Origin of the sequence: Paenibacillus sp. FSL R7-0273, from assembly GCF_000758625.1 — a bacterium.
In the GTDB taxonomy this organism is placed as follows: Bacteria; Bacillota; Bacilli; order Paenibacillales; family Paenibacillaceae; genus Paenibacillus_AQ.
In genome coordinates, this window is record NZ_CP009283.1 from 1,540,473 (window position 1) to 1,562,396 (window position 21,924).

Below are 21,924 nucleotides of genomic sequence, written 5' to 3' on the forward strand. Positions count from 1 at the left end.
AATCATGGCTATTACCATCAGCGTACTGGATCAAAGCCCGATCTATCCGGGAGAAACGGCGGAGGAAGCATTCCGCCATACGGTCAAGCTGGCACAGCTGTCTGAAAGACTGGGCTTCCGCCGCTTCTGGGTCTCCGAGCATCATGATTCCGAGCAGGTAGCCGGCTCCTCCCCGGAGGTGCTGATCTCGCATCTGCTCGCCAAAACAGAATCGATCCGGATCGGCTCCGGCGGCATTATGCTGCAGCATTACAGCCCTTACAAGGTGGCTGAGAATTTCAATGTGCTGGCATCGCTGGCTCCGGGCCGGGTGGACCTTGGGGTAGGACGCGCTCCGGGCGGACTGCCGCGCAGCACACAGGCGCTGCAGCACGGAAAGACGGATTCGGCAACCCTGACGGACAAAATCGTCGAGCTGGAGCAGTATGTACATAACAGGCTCGGGGAAGACCATCCGCTGGCCGGGCTGAAGGCAGGTCCGCTGCCTGTTACAGCACCTGAGCTGTACGTGCTCGGTGCAAGTGTAAGCAGTGCAGAGATAGCTGCTGAACTGGGATTGCCATACGTGTTCTCGCTGTTCATTAACGGCGATCAGGCTGTGGCGCTGGAGGCGATCCGTGCTTACCGCAGCGGGTTTGCAGCTGCGGAGGGCAGAGCGCCGCAGGCGATTATTGCCCTCTCGCTGATTGCTGCAGACACCGAGGAAGAGGCGAAGGAGCTGGCAGGCGCGCACAAGCTGATCCGGATTACGCTTGAGAGCGGCAAGACGCTGACGGTGGCTACCCGGGAGCAGGCGGAGGAATTCGCCCGCCAGGCTAAGGAAGCTTATACCATCGAGGAGCGGGAGCCTGAGATTACCAAAGGGACGAAGGAAACTGTCCGCGGGCAGCTGCTGGCGCTGTCGGAGGCATCGGGTGTCGACGAGTTTATCGTGACAACAAATATCCAGCCTTTTGAAAAGCGGCTCCGCTCGTTTGAGCTGCTGAGCGAGGCGTTGGCTGAGGTGCCTGCTGAGGCTTAGGATCAAAGCGGAGGGATTTAAAAGCGTAAAGGAAAATGCATAAGAAAGGGGCCTGTATATGACAAGCAAAGCTGCAGAGCTGAGCGCGGAAGCGCTTGGAGAACAATTAACCGGAATCCGCCGTCATCTGCACCGGCACCCGGAGCTGTCCAATGAAGAATATGAGACTACCAAATATATTACTTCTCAGCTTACGCAGGCCGGGATCAGGATTCTGGACTACGGGCTGGCAACCGGCGTAATCGCAGAGATCGGAAGCGGCAAGCCCGGTCCGGTTATCGCCCTGCGGGCCGATATCGATGCCCTGCCGGTTCAGGAGGAGACGGGTGCGGAGTATGCATCCTTGTTTCCCGGCAAAATGCATGCCTGCGGGCATGATTTTCATACGGCGGCACTGCTCGGCGCCGCTTATCTGTTAAAGCAGCAGGAGGATCAGCTGCCTGGAACGGTACGTTTGCTGTTCCAGCCCGCAGAGGAGAAAGCGCAGGGCGCGCAGCGGGTGATTGCCAGCGGAGCGCTGCAGGAGGTTCGCGCCGTAATCGGGCTGCATAACAAGCCCGACCTGCCGGTCGGCACGATCGGCATTACCGGCGGCCCGCTGATGGCCGCCGCAGACGGGTTCGTTGTTGAGGTGAAGGGCAGCGGCTCACACGCGGCTGTGCCTGAAGCGGCTATTGATCCGATTGTAGCAGCGGCACATATCGTGACTGCGCTGCAGTCGGTCGTCAGCCGCAATGTCAGCCCGCTGCACAGCGCGGTTGTCAGCGTAACACAGCTCCACAGCGGCAACTCATGGAATGTAATCCCGGAGAAAGCCGTGCTGGAAGGCACGGTCCGTAACTTTGATGAAGCGGTGCGTGCCAATGTGCTGAAACGCTTTGAGCAAGTGGCGGCCGGAGTAGCTGCTGCCCTTGGTGCGACGGCTAAGGTCCGCTGGATTGAAGGACCGCCTCCGGTAATCAATGATGAGGCGCTGGCTGCGCTGGGGATTGAAGCCGCTGAAGCGCTTGGTTATCAGGCTGTGAAGCCGGTGCCATCTCCGGCGGGTGAGGACTTTGCCTTCTACCAGCGCGAGGTGCCGGGACTGTTCGTATTCGTCGGCACCAGCGGCAGCCGGGAATGGCATCATCCGGCGTTTAATCTGGATGAGCAGGCGCTGCCGGTGGCGGCAAGGTTCCTTGCAGAGACGGCTGTGCGTTCCATAGCGTACTACGCCTCCGGCGGAGGTGCATGAATATAGCAGAATCAAAGTTTTACGATGTCATTGTCGTCGGCGCAGGCTCGATGGGCATGAGTGCCGGCTATGAGCTGGCCCGGCGCGGAGTAAAGGTGCTGCTGGTCGATGCTTTTAATCCGCCACACACAGAGGGCAGCCATCACGGGGATACTCGGCTGATCCGTCATGCTTACAGCGGAGACCCCGCCTATATCGGCCTGGCTCTGCGGGCGGATACGCTGTGGCAGGAATTGGAGCAGCTCAGTGGCTCAGAGCTGCTGGTCCGCTCGGGCGTGCTTAACCTTGCAGACCGCAAGGTGTATTCCTTCGGCGGACGAGTGGCAGAAGCGCAGCAGCGCGGGGTACGGGCTGAGCTGCTGGAGGCCGCAGAAATCCGGCGGCGCTGGCCGGGGCTTACGCTGCCGGAATCCTTTACGGCGATGTATGAGCCGGAGGCCGGATACTTGTACAGCGAGCGCTGTATATCCGCATACCGCAAGCTGGCTCTGGCGCACGGCGCGGAGCTGCTGACAGACACGCCGGTGCTGAACGTGACGGCCCGCGAGGGCAGCGTCACTGTTCATACAGCCGGCGGCGATATTCACGGGGCGAGCGCTATTCTTAGCGCCGGAGCCTGGTTCAGCGGACTGGCGCCGTTTGTGCAGCTGCCGATTAAGGCAGTACGCAAGGTGGTCGGCTGGTTTGAGAGCAGCCCGGATTATGCTGCCGGAAGCTTTCCCGGCTTCACCTTGGGGGCGGAGGAAGGCGGCTATTACGGCTTTCCAGGCATTGGCGGAGCAGGCCTCAAGATCGGCCGGCATGATACCGGGCAGGAATGGAAGCCTGGGGAGCCGCTCAGGCCGTTCGGCAGTGAGGACAGCGATGAAGGCGATCTCCGCCGTGTGTTGGAGGCTTATATGCCCGGCGCGGCCGGCCGTCTACTAAAAGGCTCTGTCTGCAAATATGAGCATACGCCGGATGAGGATTTCATCATCGACCGCCATCCGCTTTATTCAAATGTGTTAATCGCCGGAGGCTTCTCGGGGCACGGGTTTAAATTTTCCAGTGTAGTTGGTGAGATTCTAGCGGACCTGGCTACCAGTGGTTCTACCGGTCATAATATCAGTCCTTTTGCTTTATCACGTTTTGCTACTGCCTGACTATCCGCAGGCAGGACTTACCATGGAGGGGATCACATGAGCAGCACACAACTCAAAGATTACTTGAACACACACCAGCAGCTGGTGCAGGCTACAGGCGGATTAACGGAGGAGCAGCTGAAATGGAAGGCGGGTCCAGGTATCTGGAGTGTCACTGAGGTGCTCGCTCATCTGGCGGATCACAGCATTGTGGTATCCTTCCGCATCCGTGATATCCTTGCAGGCACGACGGCGCAGCTGCCGGCCTTCAATCAGGATGCGTGGGTCAGCGGCCAGTATGCGAATGACGGCAACGCGGCAGATAATCTGGAGCTGTTCCGCAGTCTGCTGCACTATAACAGCTTGTTGCTTAGCCGGCTGCCGGCTGAGGACTGGGAGCTGAGCGGCATTAATTTCAAGGGCGACACGGTCAGAATCAGCGACATCGTCCGCAGCTTCATCGCCCATGTGCAGAACCATCTGGCCCAAATTGAGCGGATTAAGCAGGGAGCGGCGGCTGCGGCATTGGTGCAGTGAGGGTGCTTCCGAAGTGAGTTTTGCGAAGAAAATATCAATCAGGCGGATGCTACCAAAACTAAGCAGATGCTAACAAAACTTTGAGGAGGAACGAACATGGCCAAACCAAAACAACTGAAGCTGGGGGCACTGCTGCACGGGGTGGGCGGCAGCACATCGATGTGGCGTCATCCGGATGCCAAGCCGGACGCAAGCGTGAACTTTGAGTTATACAAAGAGTGGGTGAAAAAAGCGGAGGAAGGCAAGCTGGATCTGATCTTTATCGCAGACGGCCTATACATTAACGAAAAGTCCATTCCGCATTTCCTGAACCGGTTCGAGCCGCTGACGCTGCTTAGTGCGCTGGCTGGTGTCAGCACCAATATCGGTCTGGTCGGTACGTTGTCCACCTCCTACAGTGAGCCGTTTACGGTGGCGCGCCAGTTCGGTTCGCTGGATGTGATCAGCGGCGGCCGGGCCGGCTGGAATGTGGTGACTTCTCCACTGGAGGGCTCTGCCTCCAACTACAGCAAGAAGGAGCATCCGGACCACGGCAAACGCTACCGCATCGCCGAGGAATATCTGCAGGTGACACGCGGATTGTGGGATTCCTGGGAGGATGATGCTTTTGTCCGAGATAAGGAAGCTGGTATCTTCTTTGATCCGCAAAAAATGCATACACTGGACCATCAGGGTGAATTTTTCTCCGTGAAGGGACCGCTGAACATCGCCCGCTCGAAGCAGGGCCAGCCGGTGGTATTCCAGGCAGGCTCATCCGAGGTCGGCAAAAACTATGCGTCCAAGGAAGCGGACGCAATCTTCACCGGACATGAAACGCTGGAAGATGCGCAGGCGTTCTACAGTGATGTTAAGGCGCGGATCGCTTCGTTCGGCCGCAACCCGGACGAAGTGCTGATTTTCCCGGGCATTGCTCCGATTATCGGTGATACTCCTGAGGAAGCGGAGCGCAAATACCAGGAGGTTGCCGCTCTCGTAACGATCGAGAATGCGCTGAACTATCTGGGCAGATTCTTCGAGCATCATGACTTCTCGCAGTACCCGCTGGATGAGCCGTTCCCGGATGTCGGCGACCTGGGACGAAACAGCTTCCAGAGCGGCACGGACAAAATCAAAAAGGATGCCAAGGAACGCGGCCTGACGCTGCGTCAGGTAGCTCTGCAGTCGGCAACGCCGCGCAGCAGCTTCATCGGCACACCGGAGCAGGTAGCCGATCAGGTCCAGCACTGGTTTGAATCCGGCGGCGCTGACGGATTTATGATCGCTGCCGCTGTTCCGAACGGTCTGGAGGAGTTCGTGGACCGGGTCGTGCCGATTCTGCAGGAACGCGGCCTGTTCCGGACAGAATATGAGAGCGACACCCTGCGCGGCAATCTGGGGATTCCGGTGCCGGAGAACCGTTACGCCAAGGCTTCGCAGCCGGCGGGACAGATCTGAGCCGGGGCCAAGGGACCGTGGTGAACAGGATTGCTGGTGATCGAAGAATTACGGATAACGCTGTGATTCCTGAGGCATCTAATTGGGCCGAAATGATGAGCTATGCTGGTGAATTAAAGGAGAAGGTCACGGCGATCCGCCGTGACCTTCATGCTCATCCGGAGCTGCTGTACGATGTTACCCGCACCTCCGGAATGGTCACCGGACTTCTGGAGGAATGGGGAATTTCCGTGCAGCGGAATGTCGGCAGGCATTTCGGGATGGGTGTCGTGGGTACGCTGCAGGGGCAGGCGGGCAGTGGACCGGTCATTCTGCTGCGGGCAGATATGGATGCACTCCCGATACAGGAGCAGAATGAGCTGCCCTACAAATCAGTGTATCCCGGCATTATGCATGCCTGCGGTCATGATGCCCACACCGCCATGCTCCTGGGGGCGGCCAGAACGCTGGCTGCCTTCCGGGAACAGCTGCCCGGCACCGTGATATTCGTCTTTCAGCCTGCCGAGGAAGGCGCGGTTAAAAGTCCGCTGGACGGCAGGCTGCTCTCCGGCGGACGGGATATGATCGAAGCCGGCATTCTGGAGGGGATCGACTACGCTTATGCGCTGCATGTGATGCCAGAGCTTCCGGCAGGAACGCTAGGCATTCATCCGCATTATGCTATGGCGGCTTCCAGCCATTTCAAAGTAGAGTTCCGGGGCGCGGCCGGACATCACAGCGCCCCGCATAAGGCGGCAGATGCCATCCAGATGGCGGCGCAGTTCATAGCCGGCATCAACGGCCTGATGGCCAATCAGATTGATCCGCAGGAAGCGGCGGTACTGGCCTTCGGTACATTAAAAGCAGGCACAGCGATTAATGTAATCGCTGAACACAGTGAGCTGACCGGAACGTTCCGGGCCTTTTCGAAGACAGCGGTGGCCGAGATCACCGAGGGGCTGCGCCGCCATGCTTCAGCGGCAGCCGCAGCTCACGGCGGTGCTTACCGCCTGGAGCTGCGCGAGGGGATCGCCGTCGTTAACGACGCTGCGGCAGTAGAGCGGATGCTTCATGCAGCGTGCGGAGTGCTCGGTGAAGAGCAGGCTATACTGCTGAACCAGCCCAGCCTCGCCGGAGAGGATTTCGGCTGGTATCTGGACCGGGTGCCGGGAGCATTTGCCTTTATCGGCTGCGGCAATGCAGCTGAGGGCATTATACATGCGATCCATCAGCCTCAGTTCAACATTGACGAAGACATGCTGATGCAGGGTGTACGGTTATGGGTGCGGCTAGTGATGGAGCACAGCTGAAGAAATGTGTAATGGAAAGGAGATTCCGGGAGCCGGGTAGCGGCTGCGGGGGTCTCCTTTTTGATATTGTGTATGGATAGATAAAAAGGTGCGGACGAGGATTGCTGGTCAATGTGCTGACAATGTACGTTTTGTGCAAACATAAGGCTGGGAAAGTGGGGAGGGCAGAATAGTAGAGAGTTTGGAGCTGTGGAGAGATAGAAAAAGGAAGAAGGCTGAAGAAATGAAGAAAGCGGAGAAGTAGAGTAATTGGGCCGGGGAAGAGGTGGGGAGTTGGAGGAACAAGGAAAAGGGTAGAGAGTTACAAGCAGAGTAGCGCTTCGGGTGATTAAAGTAAACAGTAATTGAGGGTGTGGTGTGTGTAACGGACTGAGCAGACGTTACTTCCGGATTTACGTGCACCGCGGAAACGTAACGGACTCCAGTGACCTTAACAGGGGTGAAATGCTGATGATTGCAGTCGAATACACCAGATAGCGTCATCTAAGTCCGTTAGCCAGCAAAAATCCCGAAATATCGCAAAATAACGCCCCCTGTGTCCGTTACAGCAGGGGGCTGTTGTTCTTGTAAGTATCGTAACGCTCACCGATATGGCAGTTGCCTATCTATCTGCAACGCAAAGCAGCGGTCCCCGGATAACGCGGGGATCGCTGCTTATTTACCTGAAATATAATGCTTGGTTAACCAAGCTTATTTCCCGCTATCCGACTGCTTGCTGCGCAGACGGGCCAGCTCGGCTTCCACGGCACCCTGCAGTGCAGGATCGATGGCAGGAGCGGAAGGCTGTGCAACCTGCCCGGCCTGTGCTTCCCATTCGTTGATCTTGTCTTCCATCCGCTCGAAGCCGCGGGAGGCAGCGCCGGCGTTGATGACGTGACCATGTACAGGTGCTCCGCTGTAGGAAGCTGCGCTGTTCTGTGCAGCGCGTTTGCTTGCTTCGGATGCTTTGCGGGCACGTTCGGCCAGCTCTGCCCGTTTGGCCTTCAGCCGGGCATGCTCTGCTTTGGCATTCTCCAGATTGACCTCAAGCGCGGCCAGTGCCTGCAGGGTTTCTTCCAGAATGGCTTCGGTTTCCTGCACACTTTCCAGATAACGGAGCTTAGCCTCTACAGCAACTCTGGCTGCCGGCTCATTTCCTTCGCTCATTGCCTGGATTGCAGCTGCTTCGCTGCTGTCCGCCTGTACCAGATACTCCGCCTTGCGGCGCTCCAATACGCTAGCTGTTACTTTAAGCTCACGCTGCTTGCTTTCGGCGCTGCCGATTTTATCATCCAGGTCCCGCAGATATTGTCCGGTCAGCAGAACCGGGTCTTCGAGTTTGTTAAGTCCTTCGTGAATGGCCGCCTTGGTCAAGGTTGTAATCCGGTTGAATATGCTGTTCATGTTCATTTCTCCTTTTGAAGGTTCATTTTATTTTCAATCCCAATGCCTGTTATCGATTAATAGTGGTCGAAGCTGTCTGTGAAGCTCGTGTAAGATTCTTTTGGAACAATCACGCTAGCGATAATGTAGAGGAGAAGGACAGTGCCGAAGCTGAAGAATGCAGCAGCAGCAACCAGTAGCCTCACGAGGGTGGTATCCAGATTAAAGTGGCGTGCCAGCCCTCCGCATAAGCCTGTAAGCATTTTGTCTGTGGTGGAACGGTACAATTTTTTCATTAATAATCTTCCTCTCATGTTATGGATACACCCGAAGGCCTCTTCTCAATATCCGTTATCTATGTGTTAATTGTACGGCGATCTGCAGCTTCGCAAAACAGCCCCGGGACTGTTTTTGAATCCAGACTTAAGTCGGGGATGAGGTCCGCAGAAAGGCGGGGCCGGAGCCAGCCGTGCAAAAGATACTCTTTAATCCGTTAAGCGTTGTTTAACATAAGAAGTCATCCGGCAATACTCCCGCTTAACATTTCTAGCCTATACTGTGGGTAGCTCTACCTCCCCATCTTTAACATAAGATAGCTATCTATTAAGACTATGAAGAATAAGGAGGACTGGCCTGTGGGGATTCATAAGTATTTTCGTTCATTAAATGAGCTGGAGCGGATTATCCGTTGTCCGGGGAAATTCAAATTTGAGGAGCATAGTGTAGCCGCCCATTCCTGGAAGGTCGTGCAATATGCCAAAACGCTGGCCGATATCGAGGAGAAGAACGGTGCGGTGATCGATTGGAAAAAGCTGTACGAGATTACAAGCAGCCATGATTACGGTGAGATTTTTATCGGAGACATCAAAACGCCGGTGAAACATTCCTCGCTGCAGCTGCGGTCGCTGATCCAGCAGGTTGAGGAAGGGATGATCCACAACTTTATTGAGGAGCATATCCCGGAGGAGTTCAAAAGCATCTTCGTCCAGCAGCTGCGGGAAGGCAAGGATGAGTCGCTCGAGGGCCTGATTCTTGAGGTTGCGGATAAAATGGACCAGGTGTATGAGGCGTTTGCGGAAATGCAGCGGGGCAACACGGAGAAGGAGTTTGTGGTTATGTACCGTAACGCGCTGATCAAGATCAAGAACATTGACCTGAAATGCGTGGAGTATTTCCTGGCAGAGATTCTGCCGGATATGGTGAATGAGGAGACGCTGTCTCCGGTGGATATCAGAAGAATTACAGAAGAGGCACTGGCTCTGTAGGTGATGAGCGGTACTCTTTTTTTATTTAGCCGGCTTTGTCTTATTATAGGAGTACAGGGCCGCGGAAGCGTTAAACGAAATATGCATTAAAATAGTTAACAGAATGGACTCTGTCGCCTGGGCAACAAGCCCGAAGAACAGTCCGCCGCTCAGTGCAAACACCATGAACCGGATGCTTTCGGCATTGAGCCTATAGTACTGCAGGTGGGAGACAGCGAAAAGAACGGCCGTAATAATCACCGCCAGACTCAGCTGCGGTATCAGGCCATAGCCAAGCTCCAGTCCGGACAAGGCGCCAAAGCTTTCATGACGGGCAAGCACAGGCAGCGCCAGTCCCCGGAAGGCAATCTCCTCAAGTATAGGATAGGTGATAACAAAATTTAGGGTATTGAAGCGGCCTTGGGGCGAATAGCCCGAGCGTCTTGCTATCAGTCCATTGGTGAGCTGGATGATCAGACACAGCGGCAGTACGGCGAGGAAATTATACGGCAGGCTATAGACATAATTGTCCTTGATGAACAGACTGGCGGCAATCAGCAGGGCACCCCAATAATAAACGGCAAACCGTATGTGGCGCTTGCTGAAAAGTCCGGTGAGCCGTTCAACGATTTTGAATGAAAACGCTATAAATACAGCGGTGATTAGTGCAGTTAGCATCAGCCGGCTCACGTCCCTTCTACAAATTATTCCTCTGACTACTATAATTTATCTGTTACAAGCAGTCCAGTACTATGATAAAAATATTAAAATTTGTGTTTATACGTTATGATAGAGGAAGAATAGATTAGTTTTACAATTCATTTGTAAGCGGTAGCGCGTAGGGTTGTCAGGGCTATTATTGGGTATTACTGAATAAATATAGCAGGGAAGCGCGCTTCCTGACGATTGTTACGGAAAAGCGACATTATCAGGAAATGAGGGATGTCAGATGAGTTTTTTTGATAAGTTCAAAGCAGGGGTAAGCGAGGCGGGCAACAAAGCCAAGACTGTCGTAGAGGTAAACCGTCTCAAATTGCAGAACAGCGGCAAGCAGAGTGAAATCGACAAGCAGTACCAGAGCATGGGCAAACTGCTGTTTGAAGCTACTCTCCAGGGCTCGGCGCTGCAGGCGGATGCTTATGCGGTAAATATGAACCGTATTCTTGCGCTAAAAGCCGAAATTGAAGCCAACCTGGAGCAGATCTCCGCGCTCGGTGATGTGAAAATATGCAAGGGCTGCAACAGCAGTGTACCGGCGGATACTCGGTTCTGTCCGAACTGCGGGCATACGTTTGAGGCTCCGCGGGAGCCGTAACACTGTATTACAGCATAGGGTTTATGAATATGAGCAGCTCAAGCCTCTGGCTTGGGCTGTTTCTTTTGGAGCTGCCGGGTCTATGCTTGAAGGTGATCAATTAGGCATCGGTGTTAACCGGTTCTATATTATATTGTTCCTGTGGGTGAAATTTGCAATTTAGAGCAGAGTTGCCAATAACGATAGCAGAGGATGAAGCGAGTGAACACAACAGCCGCCTTTTCAGCATCAATTGAAGCCTGTTTGCACTACAGCCGGATGCCGTGGGGGAGATTGTTTTACCTGACAGCGTGGGACCAGATTGACCCGTTCCTGACCGGTGGAGCCCAGTCTATCCTGGACATCGGCAGCGGCTTTGGCATTTCAAGCAATGAGTATAGCAGACAAGGACATACAGTGACTGGTGTAGAGCCGACGCCGGAGATGGTTGCCATCGCAGCTAAGAACGGGCCGGATGTCCGCTACATAAATGATTCGTTTGAGCAGGCGGCCGGCGGGCTTGGGACGTTCGGGTGGAGCTTTTGCCACAATATTCTTGAATATACGGAAGATCCGCAGCGGTTTCTCGGGATGATTGCCGGTTGCCAGCAGGCTGGCGGTTACCTGTCGCTGATTGCCCATAATCCGGCAGCCAAGGTGATGAAAAAGGCTATCCTGAACAAGGACCCGGACAGCGCACTGGCCGCCATCGGCAGCAGTCAGGAGTACAGCGGAATTATTAAAACGGACATTACGGTTTATTCCTATGAGCAGCTGGCGGAGTGGCTAAGCAGCGCAGGCTATGAGCTTAAAGGGCATTTTGGCATACATAACCTATACGGATATATTACCGACAATGAAGTGAAGCAGGATGAGGACTGGCATAACCGGATGGTGCAGCTGGAGCTGGCGGTCGGCAGGCAGAGCCCGTACAGGGACATTGCTGTTTTTACACATATAATTGCCAGGAAGATTTAGAATTATTTCATTTTAGTGTGGATGATTTCGATCTAGTGATTGAGCAGATGGAGGACCGGCAGAATAGCCGGCTGATACCGGTCGCTACCGAGTATTTCTATCACCGGTTGGTTGCGGTGTTTGCGGATAAAGGGATTAATCTCGTGCTGGATCATGTGATTCATGATGAATTCACCAGAGCAGATTTTGCGGAAAGCCTGGCCGGGTATCCGGTGCTGCGGGTCGGTGTCCATTGTCCGCCGGAAGAGCTTGCGCGCAGAGAACGGGAACGGGGAGACCGGCGGATCGGGCAGGCACTGGAGCAGCTGGCGTTTGTCCATAAGGAAGAAGTGTATGATGTTGAGGTGGATACTTTTGCTGAGAGTGTGGAGTCTTGTGTGGCAAGAATTATACAGGCTATGCAAGCAACCGGCTATTGACTGTGCCCTTGGGGAACGCATTAAGCTTTAGTCAGAGGTGAGAACAATGGGTTACACAATCGGGCAGTTTGCAGGAATGCTTCAGGTATCCAAAAAAACGCTAAGGTACTACAGGGACATCGGACTTCTGGAGCCGGCGGGCATTGATCCGGACAACGGTTATGCCTTCTATGAAGACGGGCAGCGTGAGCGGATGAAGCATATTCAATATCTTCGGAGGCTGCGCTTTTCCCTTGAGGACATTCGGATGCTTTTGGATGCTGAGCCAGGGTTGTGGACCGGGTCCGTTCAGGCGCGTCTGACAGCAGTACGATCGGAGGGACGCCTCCTATCCGTCATCGAGCAGGAACTTCTCGCTCTCCAAACAAGAATCAGCAACGGAAAGGAGCTGTTTAAGCCGATGGAAATTTCAACAGCGTACAAAGTGGATGTATTTGAAATGAAGGACCCGCTCTATATTATTGGCTGTGCTGCAAAGGTGCCCTACAACAATTATGAGGAAAAGCAGCGGATTATTGAGCAGCTGATCAGCAATTTCTATGGTAACGATGTGACCGAGAGGATACCGCATCAGGCGGTGCCTTCCACATGCTTTGGACTTGTATGTGAATGCGAACCGGATATGAGCTCAGGAACCTACATGATGGGTATGCAGGTTACGGGCTTGAGTGAAATTCCGGGGGGGATGAGGAGCTTTACCCTTCCTGCGGGATTGTATGCACGGGTGGCCTTTCAGGCCGTTGACAAGGAAATACTCACCAACTCTGCATTGGAGGGTGCATATGACCATCTTTACAGCAAATGGCTGCCGGAATCGGAATATACCATGACGGATACTTTGGCTGCTGAGCTTTATGCGGATGAGCATATGGAGGTGCCGGTTTCACCCGGAATGGAGCTTTGGCAATGGGTAACGCGTAAGTAAAAAAGGATTGAACACAAAAAAGATACCTGCGGGCAAGATATGCTCTGAGGTATCTTTTTTGTGCTGTGGATGAATACACCGGCAAAAGTCTACTTCCGTCCCAATTTTCTGGCCAGGAAGACAATCAGCAGCAGAGACACGGCAATGATCACGATGTTGAACCCGGTCTTGCCCTGGAACCAGCTGGTCTGCGCAGTATCCGCTGCAGGTGACTGCCGCAGCTCAGCCGTCCCGAGTCCGGCCAGCATTTTGCCTTCACCGGCAATGTAATCCTTGAAGTTTACAATATCATATTGCGGTGCAGCGGCTTCTGCATTACCGTAGAGCAGGCGCAGCGGCTGCCCGCCTTCAGCAGCGAAAACAAGCCGGTCCAGCAGATATTCAAGCTTAAGCCCCTCAACCGGCAGCGGTGCGTCATCCTGGTTATAGATGACGATCCGCAGCGGGAAGGCAGATGAAGCACCGTCAGGAATAATAGATGTGGAAGCAATTTCAGTATCCTTAAAGTCCAGCCGGTATAATTCTCCGCTGCCTGATACGGCAAGCATGCTGCCTTCACCGTCATAAAGCTCGAACCGGCGGGTAAAGCTGCCGCTGCCGCCAATCTCCAGCTGCAGGCCAGAGATGTTCAGCTGGTCCGGATTCTGGATGATAATTTCCGTCTGCCGGTCCTTTTGCTGAATGTCATAAACCGCATCCTGCTCCTGAGTGAAATGATCCGTATGCGTCACACGGGTGGTCCGCAGCAGGGTAAGGGAAGGAAAGGTCAGATTCCCCACATTGTTCTCGGCGATCAGCCGGTAATAGCCGTATCTATAGCTTGCGCCCAGCTCAATGCTGCTCTGTACACGCCCGTTTACATTATACAAATCCTCTTCCGCCAAGGGCTCCCAGGCCACACCGTCATAGCTGCCGAGTAGCCGTGTATGAAGCAGAAAGTTAACGCCCGGCAGCCCGAAATCCAGTCTGTTGCCCAGAACGTCAACATTCTCAGCCAGAGGTGTTACCTTGTAATCGAAGAGGGTGTTGGCGTCCTTTTTGGCGCTGTGAATCAGCGTAGCGGAGTAGGCTATAAGCTGTTCCTCCGATAATTCTTCGCTGCTTTCCTTATAAAAAGGAATAAAGGTGCCTGTATTGTCTACGATCCGCAGGTCGCGCAGATCATCCGCTGCGCCTGCATAGACCTCCGGATCAAGGTACAGCTCCCCGTAGGGAGTCTGTTCCGGAAGCTTGATTACCTTGGAGTACTTCCATTCAGGATGCGCATCAGCCCCGCCGGTAACTCCGTCAGCCGAGGCAGACAGAGGCTGCCCGGGGAATAGGGCAAACGGACCGAGCACGCCGAGCAGCAGGAGTGCGGCGCTACTCTTGATCAGAGTCCTGTCCCGTCTGCTCCGGTTGTGTCTGCGCATAAGCTTCCTCCATTCTGGCCGATACCCGCTGATACAGATAAGAGATGCCCAGCAGGCAGAGGCCGAAGCTGAAATAGGCGATGATTTTGCTGCCGGTGCCGAGCAGCGTGAGATCGTAGAGCAGCAGCTTGCCGGTAGCCAGCAGCGTCAGTCCAAGCCCGAAGCGCCGGATATACACATACCGTTGGCGGAAGCCGAACATGATGAACAGCACAGCCAGCAGCAGGTAAGTGATGCTGTACACCAGCCCGCCGTCTGTCTGCCGCAGCTGTACCCCGAGGAAGGCAGTAACGACGGCCAGCAGATAGATGCCCATGATGACCGGATACAGCTCGGCATTGTTGTAATTCCGTCTGAGCAGTACCTTGAGGAGCCGCCCGCCGTTCAGCCAGACGAACACATTGAACAGCAGCAGCAGTCCGAAGGCTATATAATCCGCGGCTGTATTATCACTGAAGTCCGCCTGCAGGGTATGCTGGCCGAAGGTAAGTCCCACTGCGATAATATATCCGACCGCATAGAGGAAATAAACCATATAACCGATCACAGGATCGTACAGGACCTTGATCCGCGGGAGCACATAAGCGAGTCCCAGCGTCAGCAGCGCAGCCAGTAGCAGCCTGTAGAACGAAGCCCTGGTGAATTCCTCCGGCACATACAGATCGTAAAGATGCATAGCCTCATAGATGAGGTAGGCATACAGGTTCGCAACAGCCGCATATTTGAACCAGATTCCAATTTGGATATCGGCAGGAGTGCTGGTCAGTACAACCTCACGGTCAGTATGCCGGATCGCATAGAGAAAGGCGACGATGAGCAGACCTGCCGTGATAAAGGTGTATTTTAGCGCAAAATACGAATTGTCATAGAAAATCAGCGGAGCGGCGGACGACGACTGTACCAGCACATCGACGAAGAAGAAAATGCCCAGTGAGAGCAGCAGAATACCCCAGCCGGTCCGTTCTACAGCCTTGACGCGCTGCAAATGGCCGTATACCGTCAGCACAACCGCTTCGATCAGCCAGCCGATCGACCACCACACGGCGCCGAACTGGAACGGAATCATCAGGACGGCGAAGGTGAGCGCGGTAGAGTAGAAGAGCACCATGCTTTCTTTTTCCTGGGCCATACGTTTCTCCAGCATTAGCCCGAGACCCAGATACATCAGGCAGAAGACCAGGGCAAGTGCCCCTTTGTAAGCACCGAGACCCGCATTAATGAACAGCACATATAGAACGAGACAGCTGGTAAGCGTGTTGCAGGCAAGCAGCGCGAAGTCCCACCAGGACAGCTTGGTCCGGAACTTGAACGGATACCACAGTGTCATGCCCAGATACATGGCAAAGGTCAGAAGTGAATAGAACATGCTTATGCCGTGACTGTCGCACAAGACGATCAGCAGCAGCATTGAAGGCGTGTTGAACAAAAAGCTGATGTAATTGACCACAATCCACCGCTTGCGCAGCGAGATGATCAGGATCAGCAGATTCAGCAGGAACAGATAACCCATAGCTGCATAGACGGCAGAGCCTTCCAGACCAAACGCGCCTATATAGGAAAAGAGCGGAAGATACCCCCCGGCCAGCCCCAGCGAGCAGATTGTCCTTGACTCATAACGGAGCGACAGCAGCACCGCCGTAAGCGTAATGAGCACGGATAAGCCCAGACCGGTATAAATACCGATAATCTCCAGCAGAAAATAACTGTAAAACACAGAGCCGTACAGTACGGAAATCCCGCCGCCCAGCAATCCGAGGGCAAAGGTGCCCCGGCCTCTGCGGAACAGCCATTCCCCGCCGCCCAGCATTAAGGCGCCGAGCAGGAAAAAGGCGCTGCCCTTCATATAGCCGCTGAACCAGTTAGAATAGGTGTACTTGAAGCCCGCACCGACTGCCAGAATCAGCAGCAGGATGCCCAGCCAGTTGATCCAGTTCAGCCCGATCTTCATCTCGATCCGGTTCTGCCGGCGCCGCCGCTGTATGGTCTCCTCGCTGACTCCCTCTTCAGCGAAGTCATCCAGCCGGCTGTCCATCTCTGCCGCCAGCGGCTGCTCTGCCGCCCGCAGGGCCTCCCGCTGGCGGTGAATGCCTTCGCTCAGCCTGACGGACAGCTCATCCAGCATTCTGCGCATCTGCTCGCGGTCACTGCTGAGCAGCCGCTCTGCCGTGCGGTACATTTCGGCGATCCGCTGCCTGGTCCGCACCTCGAACGCGGTCAGCCGGTTATGCTGGCCTGCGCTCTGCCCGGCAAAATACGTGTGCAGCTTCTGCCGGGACAGCTTGAGGATGCCCAGCTTCTCATCCAGAATCTGCTCGGTCAGCGCCGTGCGCAGCTCGGCGTTTTCCTGCTTCAGCCTGGCCTGCTGTGTCTCGGCCTCGGCCAGGGCCTGTTCCACTGCCGCTGCTTTTCTTTTGAGCAGCTCATTTTCGTTAACCAGATCGCTGCCCTCATAGGCTTTGACCAAGTCACGGTATTCAGCAGACAGTGTATCCTGCTGTTCCTTTATGGACCTCAGACGCTCTTTAAAGTGCTCCATAAGCTCCCCCAATGGCTTTAGTGAATGACTGGAATGATGTGCTGGCTACGAATGTGCTGATTACTAATGTTTCCATTTTACTATAGGTGATACGGCAATATCTTCCTTTTTTATTAATGGCAGCTCATTGCTTACTGTTCATTACCCTTTATCTGCATAGTTGACATGGAACGCGTCCCAGCCTTTACACTGAAATCAGTCATCCTGACACGGTTAAATTTAAGGGGGAATAGAGATGCTGAAGCTGGTTGTTACAGACATGGACGGGACTTTTTTGAATGATAGCGGAACCTTTGATACGGCACTGTTCGATGAGGTGTACGGGGAGATGCAGAGGAACAATATTGCTTTTGCGGCCTGCACGGGCAAGCAGTGTGAACGCGTTGAGGAGCTGTTCCGCGGACGCGGGCAGGGCATATGGATTCTGGGAGACAGCGCCGCACGCATCAAGCAGGACGGGGTGCTGGTCAAGGAATTTACGCTGGACCGGGCGCTGGCATCACAGGCGATTACACTTATCGGGTCGTTTGCCGATGATCTGATTCTGATTGCCTGCACGAGCGAGGGCGCTTTTGTCAGCAGCGAGATTTCGGAGGAGGCCTTCAATCTTGTGCGGCATTCTTATGCGAACTTGCGCAGAACGGATTCTTTTCACATGGTGACAGGGGAGTTCATTAAGCTTACAGTCTTTGATGCTTCCGGCCGGAGCACGCTGATCAGACAGCATATCGAAGAAAGCCTGCTTGGGCAGATCTATATCGTTGATTCTGAACCGCGATGGGTGGACATTACAGCCCGCGGTACTCATAAGGGGGAGACGGTCAGACGGCTGCAGGAGATGCTGGGTATTACGAAGGAAGAGACCATGTCTTTTGGCGACGGGGAGAATGATATCGAGCTGATGGCCGCGGCCAAATACAGCTTCGCCATGAGCAACGCTTGCGAGAATACGAAGCAATCCGCCAGCTTCATTACAAAGTCGAACGAACAGAACGGTGTCCTGCTGACGATCCGTAAAATGATGGAGCTGCAGAACGGAATGCCGGTGTAGCCGGCTTTTTAATAAAGTAACTAAAAACCGCAAGCCTCCGGATGATGGAGAGCCTGCGGTTTATTTTTATACAGGTGAACGTTGCTGTTACTTCAGGCTCTGGCCGTCAGTAGCAATAACCTCTTTGTACCAGTGGAAGGATTTCTTGCGGTAACGCTCAAGCGTACCTGTGTTGTCGTCGTGTCGGTCCACATAAATGAAGCCGTAACGCTTGCTGAGCTCTGCCGTCGATGCGCTGACCAGGTCGATACAGCCCCATGCAGTGTAGCCCATAATCTCAACGCCGTCCTCCAGCGCTTCGCCTACCTGCACCAGGTGGTCATTCAAATATTTGATCCGGTAATCATCGTTAACCGTCGGCACGCCGTCTTCGCCTGTAATCAGCACGTCCTTGGCGCCAAGTCCATTTTCCACGATAAACAAAGGTTTCTGGTAGCGGTCGTAGAACATGTTCAGCACATAACGCAGACCCTGCGGGTCAATCTGCCAGCCCCATTCACTTGCTTCCAGGTACGGGTTAGCTGCACCGCTGAACAGGTTGCCTTCCGTCTGCTTGCGGCTGCTGTCGTCGCCGGTTTCGCAGATGCTTACATAGTAGCTGAAAGAGATAAAGTCTACCGTGTGCTTCAGGATTTCTGCATCTTCCGGCTCCATATGAATCTCGATGCCATTTTCACGGAAGTAACGTTTCATATAGCCAGGGTATACGCCGCGCGCATGCACATCGCCGAAGAAGTAGTTCATATGCTCGGACTTCATTGCTGCGATCACATCGTCAGGGTTCGGAGTCAGCGGGTAAGTAGGCATACTGAGGATCATGCAGCCGATTTGGGCTTCGGGATCGATTTCGTGTCCGACTTTGACAGCCGTTGCACTGGCTACCAGCTCATGATGGATGGCCTGATACAGGTCCTGCTTGCTTAACTGGTCCTTAGGAGTATAAATCCCGCCGCTCATGAACGGTTCATGCAGAATGGAGTTGATCTCGTTAAAAGTCAGCCAATACTTCACTTTGCCCTTGTAGCGGGTGAACAGCGTTCTGGCATAACGCTCATAGAAGCCGACCAGATCACGGTTAACCCAGCCGTTGTATTGCTTGGACAGGTGCAGCGGTGTCTCGTAGTGGGAGATGGTCACCAGCGGCTCAATGCCGTATTTACGGCATTCGTCGAACAGGTCGTCGTAGAATTGCAGGCCTTTTTCGTTAGGCTCCAGCTCGTCCCCGTTCGGGAAGATGCGCGTCCAGGCAATGGAGGTACGGAATACCTTGAAGCCCATCTCAGCAAAAAGCTTGATATCTTCCTTATAGCGGTGATAAAAGTCGATGCCGACCAGCTTCATATTATCTTCGGTAGGTGCTTCGGTGATTGGCCCTTTAATGCCTTGCGGAGCCACGTCCTGGGTGGACAGGCCTTTGCCGTCCTCATTATATGCGCCTTCCAGCTGGTTGGCTGCTACTGCGCCGCCCCACAGAAAGTTTTCAGGAAATTTTACAGTCATTTAAATCCCGCCTTTTATAGTTGTAGTGAGAGTTATGGTAAGCTATTAATATGTCCTATAATTGCATGCTAAATGTTGAAACGCGTTACATGTCAAGAACTTTTTTGTGAATATAAGGAGAGACCTATGTCGAATCTTGAGCAAATCGCCAAGCTGTCGGGATTTTCCAAAGCCACCGTATCCAGAGTGCTGAACCAGTCCCGCCATGTAAGCCAGCCGACCCGTGACAAAATTCTGGCGATTATGGAGGAGCTGGATTATGTGCCCAACGGCAACGCCATCTCCCTGTCCAAGGGGCAGACGATGCAGATCGGGCTGGTGACGGAGGGCATCAATGAGGTGATGCTGCCGTTTCTGAACAGCTTTGTGGAGACGGCCAGCCAGTACGGCTATCAGACCATCATCTATACCTCAAGCGGTGATCCGAAAAAAGAGCTGCAGGCGTTCGAGGATATGCGCAGAAAAAGAGTGGATGCGCTCGTCATCAGCACCTGCGTCAACGAGCTTGCGCTGCTGGGCAGCTACTGCAAATACGGGCCGATCGTCTCCTGGCAGCGGATCGAGCTTCCGCAGATTGCCTCAGTGGCGATGAACCAGTACGACGGGTACACGCTGGGGCTTGAGCATGTAATCGGGCGGGGCTGCACGCGCATTGCTAATGCCTACGGCAGGCCGAGCAGCATCAATACGCTGAGCCGGATTGAGGCTTACCGGGATGCCGCCCGTAAGCACGGGCTGGCGGAGCTGCCGCAGTGGTCCCGCACCGGCATCTATTCGATCCGCCAGGGCGAGGAGCTGGTCCGGGAGCTGCTGGCGGTCGAGGATCCGCTGCAGCGGCCGGATGCCGTTCTCTGCGCCAACGATCTGGTGGCGGCAGGCATTGTCAGCGAGGCGCGCCGGCAGCAGCTGCGGGTGCCGGAGGATCTGGCCGTCGTCGGCTTCGACAATACAGAGCTTGCCCATACGCTGGGCATTACATCCATTTATAATCCGATCGCCGACCAGGCGAAAAATGCCTTTCATCTGCTGCTCGCGAAGCTCGGCGGTGCGGCCGAGCCGCAGCAGAAGCTGCAGTATTTCCTGGTGCAGCGGGCGACTACGTAAGGGAGACTGAGGAAGGCGCAGTACTTTCTGGTGGAATGGGTGACTTGGGTGAGGGAGATAGGAGCAGGTCAGTACAGCCTGGAGAGGCGGGCGACCTGAGTAATGGAGATAAGAGAGGGAGCTGTCCGGCGGTCATGGGGATGACTGGCTGGGGAGCTCTTTTTTGTTAGGGATATGCAGGTGTGTAACTGGAGGAAATCTGCAGGAGCGGGTAATGGGGGGCGGCTGCTTTGCTGCTTATTTAAGTGGAAATTCGTCACCTAATTCCAGACAACTTGCCGGTTAGAGGAGATTAGTGGGAAAAAAGTAACTTAATTCTGCTGTTTTGCCCTGTAGGAGAGATTTGGGCTAATTTAAGTGTCGATTATCCAACTAATCGATGGAAAAGCCGGTAATCGGCGAAATTAGGTGACGAAAATCAAACTATATAAATTGAACTTGAAAACTTAAATTAAGGGGAGAGTGGCGGAAGTCCAAATATTCCTGGAGTCACGGCCAATCCCGAAACGGAGGTTTCACCAGTTCAATCTATATAATTGCTTGGCGGGGGAAGTATCGGCGGCGTGCTGGCAGGTGCTCCCTACTTGTCAGGACACGCCGCAGCCCGTCTCACCGGTAGCTTGACGGCGTATTGTTTCTGAATTGCTTGAATACCCGGTTGAAGGTCCGGACATTTGTAAACCCGCAGTCCAGGGCGATGTCGATAATCGGCTTGTCGCTGTTCAGCAGCATCTCCTCCGCTTTGTTGACCCGGATGTGATTCAGGTACGAGATGTAGCTCATGCCGGTGGTGCTTTTGAAGAACCTGGAGAAATAGAACAGGCTCATCTCAGCCCGTCTGGCCGCATCCTCCAGCGTTATAACCTCGGCATAATGGTCTTCCAGGTAATCGAGTACGTTCTGCATCACCTTCATGCTGCTCATCCGCCGCAGGTCTTTTTTCTGATCAGCGGGTTCAGAGGGAAGATGGCGCAGCAAGAGGCCGCAGAGCTCGTTCAGCTGGCCGGTAATGACCTGCTCGTAATGAGGCAGCTCACCGTTAAGTTCACGCTCCAGCTGAAGCATAAGCCTGGGGATGTCCGCCATCCCGGAGTTCGCCAAGACTGCCTGATCCACGCCGCCTGTGCAGATAAAAGGGTCTATCAGCCGCACCTCCTTCGGCCAGCCGCCGGGGCTTGAGATCAGCTGGGGGTTAAAGATAACCAGCTGGATGACCGATTCCCGGTCCGTGCTGTCGTAATAATGAATGTCCCCGCTGCTGCAAAAGGCCATATCCCCCTTATGGAGCACACGGCTCTCCAGATTAATGCCCACCCGGATAGACCCCTCGCGTACATACACAAACTCCAGATCGGTATGCCAATGTGCCAAAAAATGAATGTTTCTCACCTGCCAGGAGCTGAACGGCAAATGGGAGGGGTACATGCGGTTTTCGTGAAAAGCCTTCATAAACGGCTCCTTTG

The 21,924-nt window shown here is 54.3% G+C and carries 20 protein-coding genes; 13 read left to right on the forward strand and 7 right to left on the reverse strand.

Going from position 1 to position 21,924, the window contains the following annotated elements:
• Positions 1-4 precede the first annotated feature (4 nt).
• The 6 genes from R70723_RS06780 (at position 5) to R70723_RS06805 (ending at position 6,636) form a co-directional block, all read left to right on the forward strand.
• On the forward strand, positions 5-1,021 hold the full coding sequence (locus R70723_RS06780; RefSeq protein ID WP_039870819.1) for an LLM class flavin-dependent oxidoreductase: 1,017 nt from the start codon (positions 5-7) through the stop codon (positions 1,019-1,021).
• A 58-nt stretch (positions 1,022-1,079) separates the two neighbouring features.
• A complete protein-coding gene (locus R70723_RS06785; RefSeq protein WP_039870820.1) occupies positions 1,080-2,255 on the forward strand; it encodes an amidohydrolase in 1,176 nt (391 codons plus the stop codon).
• Positions 2,252-3,397 carry an N-methyl-L-tryptophan oxidase gene (gene solA / locus R70723_RS06790; RefSeq protein WP_039870822.1) on the forward strand — a complete coding sequence of 382 codons (1,146 nt, stop codon included), beginning with the start codon at positions 2,252-2,254 and terminating at the stop codon, positions 3,395-3,397. The genes R70723_RS06785 and solA overlap by 4 nt, the downstream gene beginning before the upstream one ends.
• Before the next feature lie 36 nt (positions 3,398-3,433).
• Positions 3,434-3,913 (forward strand): DinB family protein, encoded by a 480-nt coding sequence (locus tag R70723_RS06795; protein ID WP_039870824.1) that lies wholly within the window; start codon positions 3,434-3,436, stop codon positions 3,911-3,913.
• 96 nt (positions 3,914-4,009) lie between these two features.
• The gene (locus R70723_RS06800; RefSeq protein WP_039870825.1) at positions 4,010-5,347 is read left to right on the forward strand and encodes an LLM class flavin-dependent oxidoreductase; all 1,338 of its coding nucleotides are present in this window, start codon (positions 4,010-4,012) and stop codon (positions 5,345-5,347) included.
• Between the two features lie 17 nt (positions 5,348-5,364).
• On the forward strand, positions 5,365-6,636 hold the full coding sequence (locus R70723_RS06805; protein WP_231574834.1) for a M20 metallopeptidase family protein: 1,272 nt from the start codon (positions 5,365-5,367) through the stop codon (positions 6,634-6,636).
• Positions 6,637-7,326: 690 nt separating this feature from the next.
• Here R70723_RS06805 and R70723_RS06810 read toward each other — a convergent pair.
• The gene (locus R70723_RS06810) at positions 7,327-8,019 is read right to left on the reverse strand and encodes a PspA/IM30 family protein (protein ID WP_039870827.1); all 693 of its coding nucleotides are present in this window, start codon (positions 8,017-8,019) and stop codon (positions 7,327-7,329) included.
• A gap of 56 nt (positions 8,020-8,075) precedes the next feature.
• Positions 8,076-8,294 (reverse strand): PspC domain-containing protein, encoded by a 219-nt coding sequence (locus R70723_RS06815; protein ID WP_039870829.1) that lies wholly within the window; start codon positions 8,292-8,294, stop codon positions 8,076-8,078.
• A 339-nt stretch (positions 8,295-8,633) separates the two neighbouring features.
• Between R70723_RS06815 and R70723_RS06820 the strand changes: the two genes are divergently transcribed.
• On the forward strand, positions 8,634-9,263 hold the full coding sequence (locus R70723_RS06820) for a YfbR-like 5'-deoxynucleotidase (RefSeq protein WP_039870832.1): 630 nt from the start codon (positions 8,634-8,636) through the stop codon (positions 9,261-9,263).
• Between the two features lie 21 nt (positions 9,264-9,284).
• Here R70723_RS06820 and R70723_RS06825 read toward each other — a convergent pair whose 3' ends face one another.
• Positions 9,285-9,920, reverse strand: a complete 636-nt coding sequence (locus tag R70723_RS06825; RefSeq protein ID WP_039878353.1) for a CPBP family intramembrane glutamic endopeptidase — start codon at positions 9,918-9,920, stop codon at positions 9,285-9,287.
• Positions 9,921-10,191: 271 nt separating this feature from the next.
• Between R70723_RS06825 and R70723_RS06830 the strand changes: the two genes are divergently transcribed.
• The 4 genes from R70723_RS06830 (at position 10,192) to R70723_RS06845 (ending at position 12,858) form a co-directional block, all read left to right on the forward strand.
• On the forward strand, positions 10,192-10,557 hold the full coding sequence (locus R70723_RS06830; protein ID WP_052421205.1) for a zinc ribbon domain-containing protein: 366 nt from the start codon (positions 10,192-10,194) through the stop codon (positions 10,555-10,557).
• Between the two features lie 201 nt (positions 10,558-10,758).
• Positions 10,759-11,514: a methyltransferase domain-containing protein gene (locus R70723_RS06835; RefSeq protein ID WP_039870833.1), complete on the forward strand. Its 756-nt coding sequence runs from the start codon at positions 10,759-10,761 to the stop codon at positions 11,512-11,514.
• Between the two features lie 35 nt (positions 11,515-11,549).
• Entirely contained in the window at positions 11,550-11,933 is a 384-nt protein-coding gene (locus R70723_RS06840; RefSeq protein ID WP_083684199.1) for a phosphotransferase-like protein, read from the forward strand.
• Positions 11,934-11,979: 46 nt separating this feature from the next.
• On the forward strand, positions 11,980-12,858 hold the full coding sequence (locus R70723_RS06845) for a MerR family transcriptional regulator (protein ID WP_039870835.1): 879 nt from the start codon (positions 11,980-11,982) through the stop codon (positions 12,856-12,858).
• Positions 12,859-12,947: 89 nt separating this feature from the next.
• Here R70723_RS06845 and R70723_RS06850 read toward each other — a convergent pair whose 3' ends face one another.
• Complete coding sequence (locus R70723_RS06850) at positions 12,948-14,270, reverse strand: DUF3999 family protein (protein WP_039870838.1); 1,323 nt, start codon at positions 14,268-14,270, stop codon at positions 12,948-12,950.
• A complete protein-coding gene (locus R70723_RS06855; RefSeq protein ID WP_039870841.1) occupies positions 14,221-16,806 on the reverse strand; it encodes a DUF2339 domain-containing protein in 2,586 nt (861 codons plus the stop codon). The genes R70723_RS06850 and R70723_RS06855 overlap by 50 nt, the downstream gene beginning before the upstream one ends.
• Positions 16,807-17,041: 235 nt before the next feature.
• Here R70723_RS06855 and R70723_RS06860 point away from each other — a divergent pair, with 235 nt between their 5' ends.
• Positions 17,042-17,857 carry a Cof-type HAD-IIB family hydrolase gene (locus R70723_RS06860; protein WP_039870843.1) on the forward strand — a complete coding sequence of 272 codons (816 nt, stop codon included), beginning with the start codon at positions 17,042-17,044 and terminating at the stop codon, positions 17,855-17,857.
• An 87-nt stretch (positions 17,858-17,944) separates the two neighbouring features.
• Here R70723_RS06860 and R70723_RS06865 read toward each other — a convergent pair whose 3' ends face one another.
• Positions 17,945-19,357 (reverse strand): glycoside hydrolase family 1 protein, encoded by a 1,413-nt coding sequence (locus tag R70723_RS06865; protein WP_039870844.1) that lies wholly within the window; start codon positions 19,355-19,357, stop codon positions 17,945-17,947.
• Between the two features lie 126 nt (positions 19,358-19,483).
• On the opposite strand from R70723_RS06865, the gene R70723_RS06870 reads away from it, so the two are divergent.
• Complete coding sequence (locus R70723_RS06870; RefSeq protein WP_039870846.1) at positions 19,484-20,461, forward strand: LacI family DNA-binding transcriptional regulator; 978 nt, start codon at positions 19,484-19,486, stop codon at positions 20,459-20,461.
• Between the two features lie 609 nt (positions 20,462-21,070).
• Here R70723_RS06870 and R70723_RS06875 read toward each other — a convergent pair.
• Entirely contained in the window at positions 21,071-21,910 is an 840-nt protein-coding gene (locus R70723_RS06875; RefSeq protein WP_039870847.1) for a helix-turn-helix transcriptional regulator, read from the reverse strand.
• Positions 21,911-21,924: the final 14 nt, after the last annotated feature.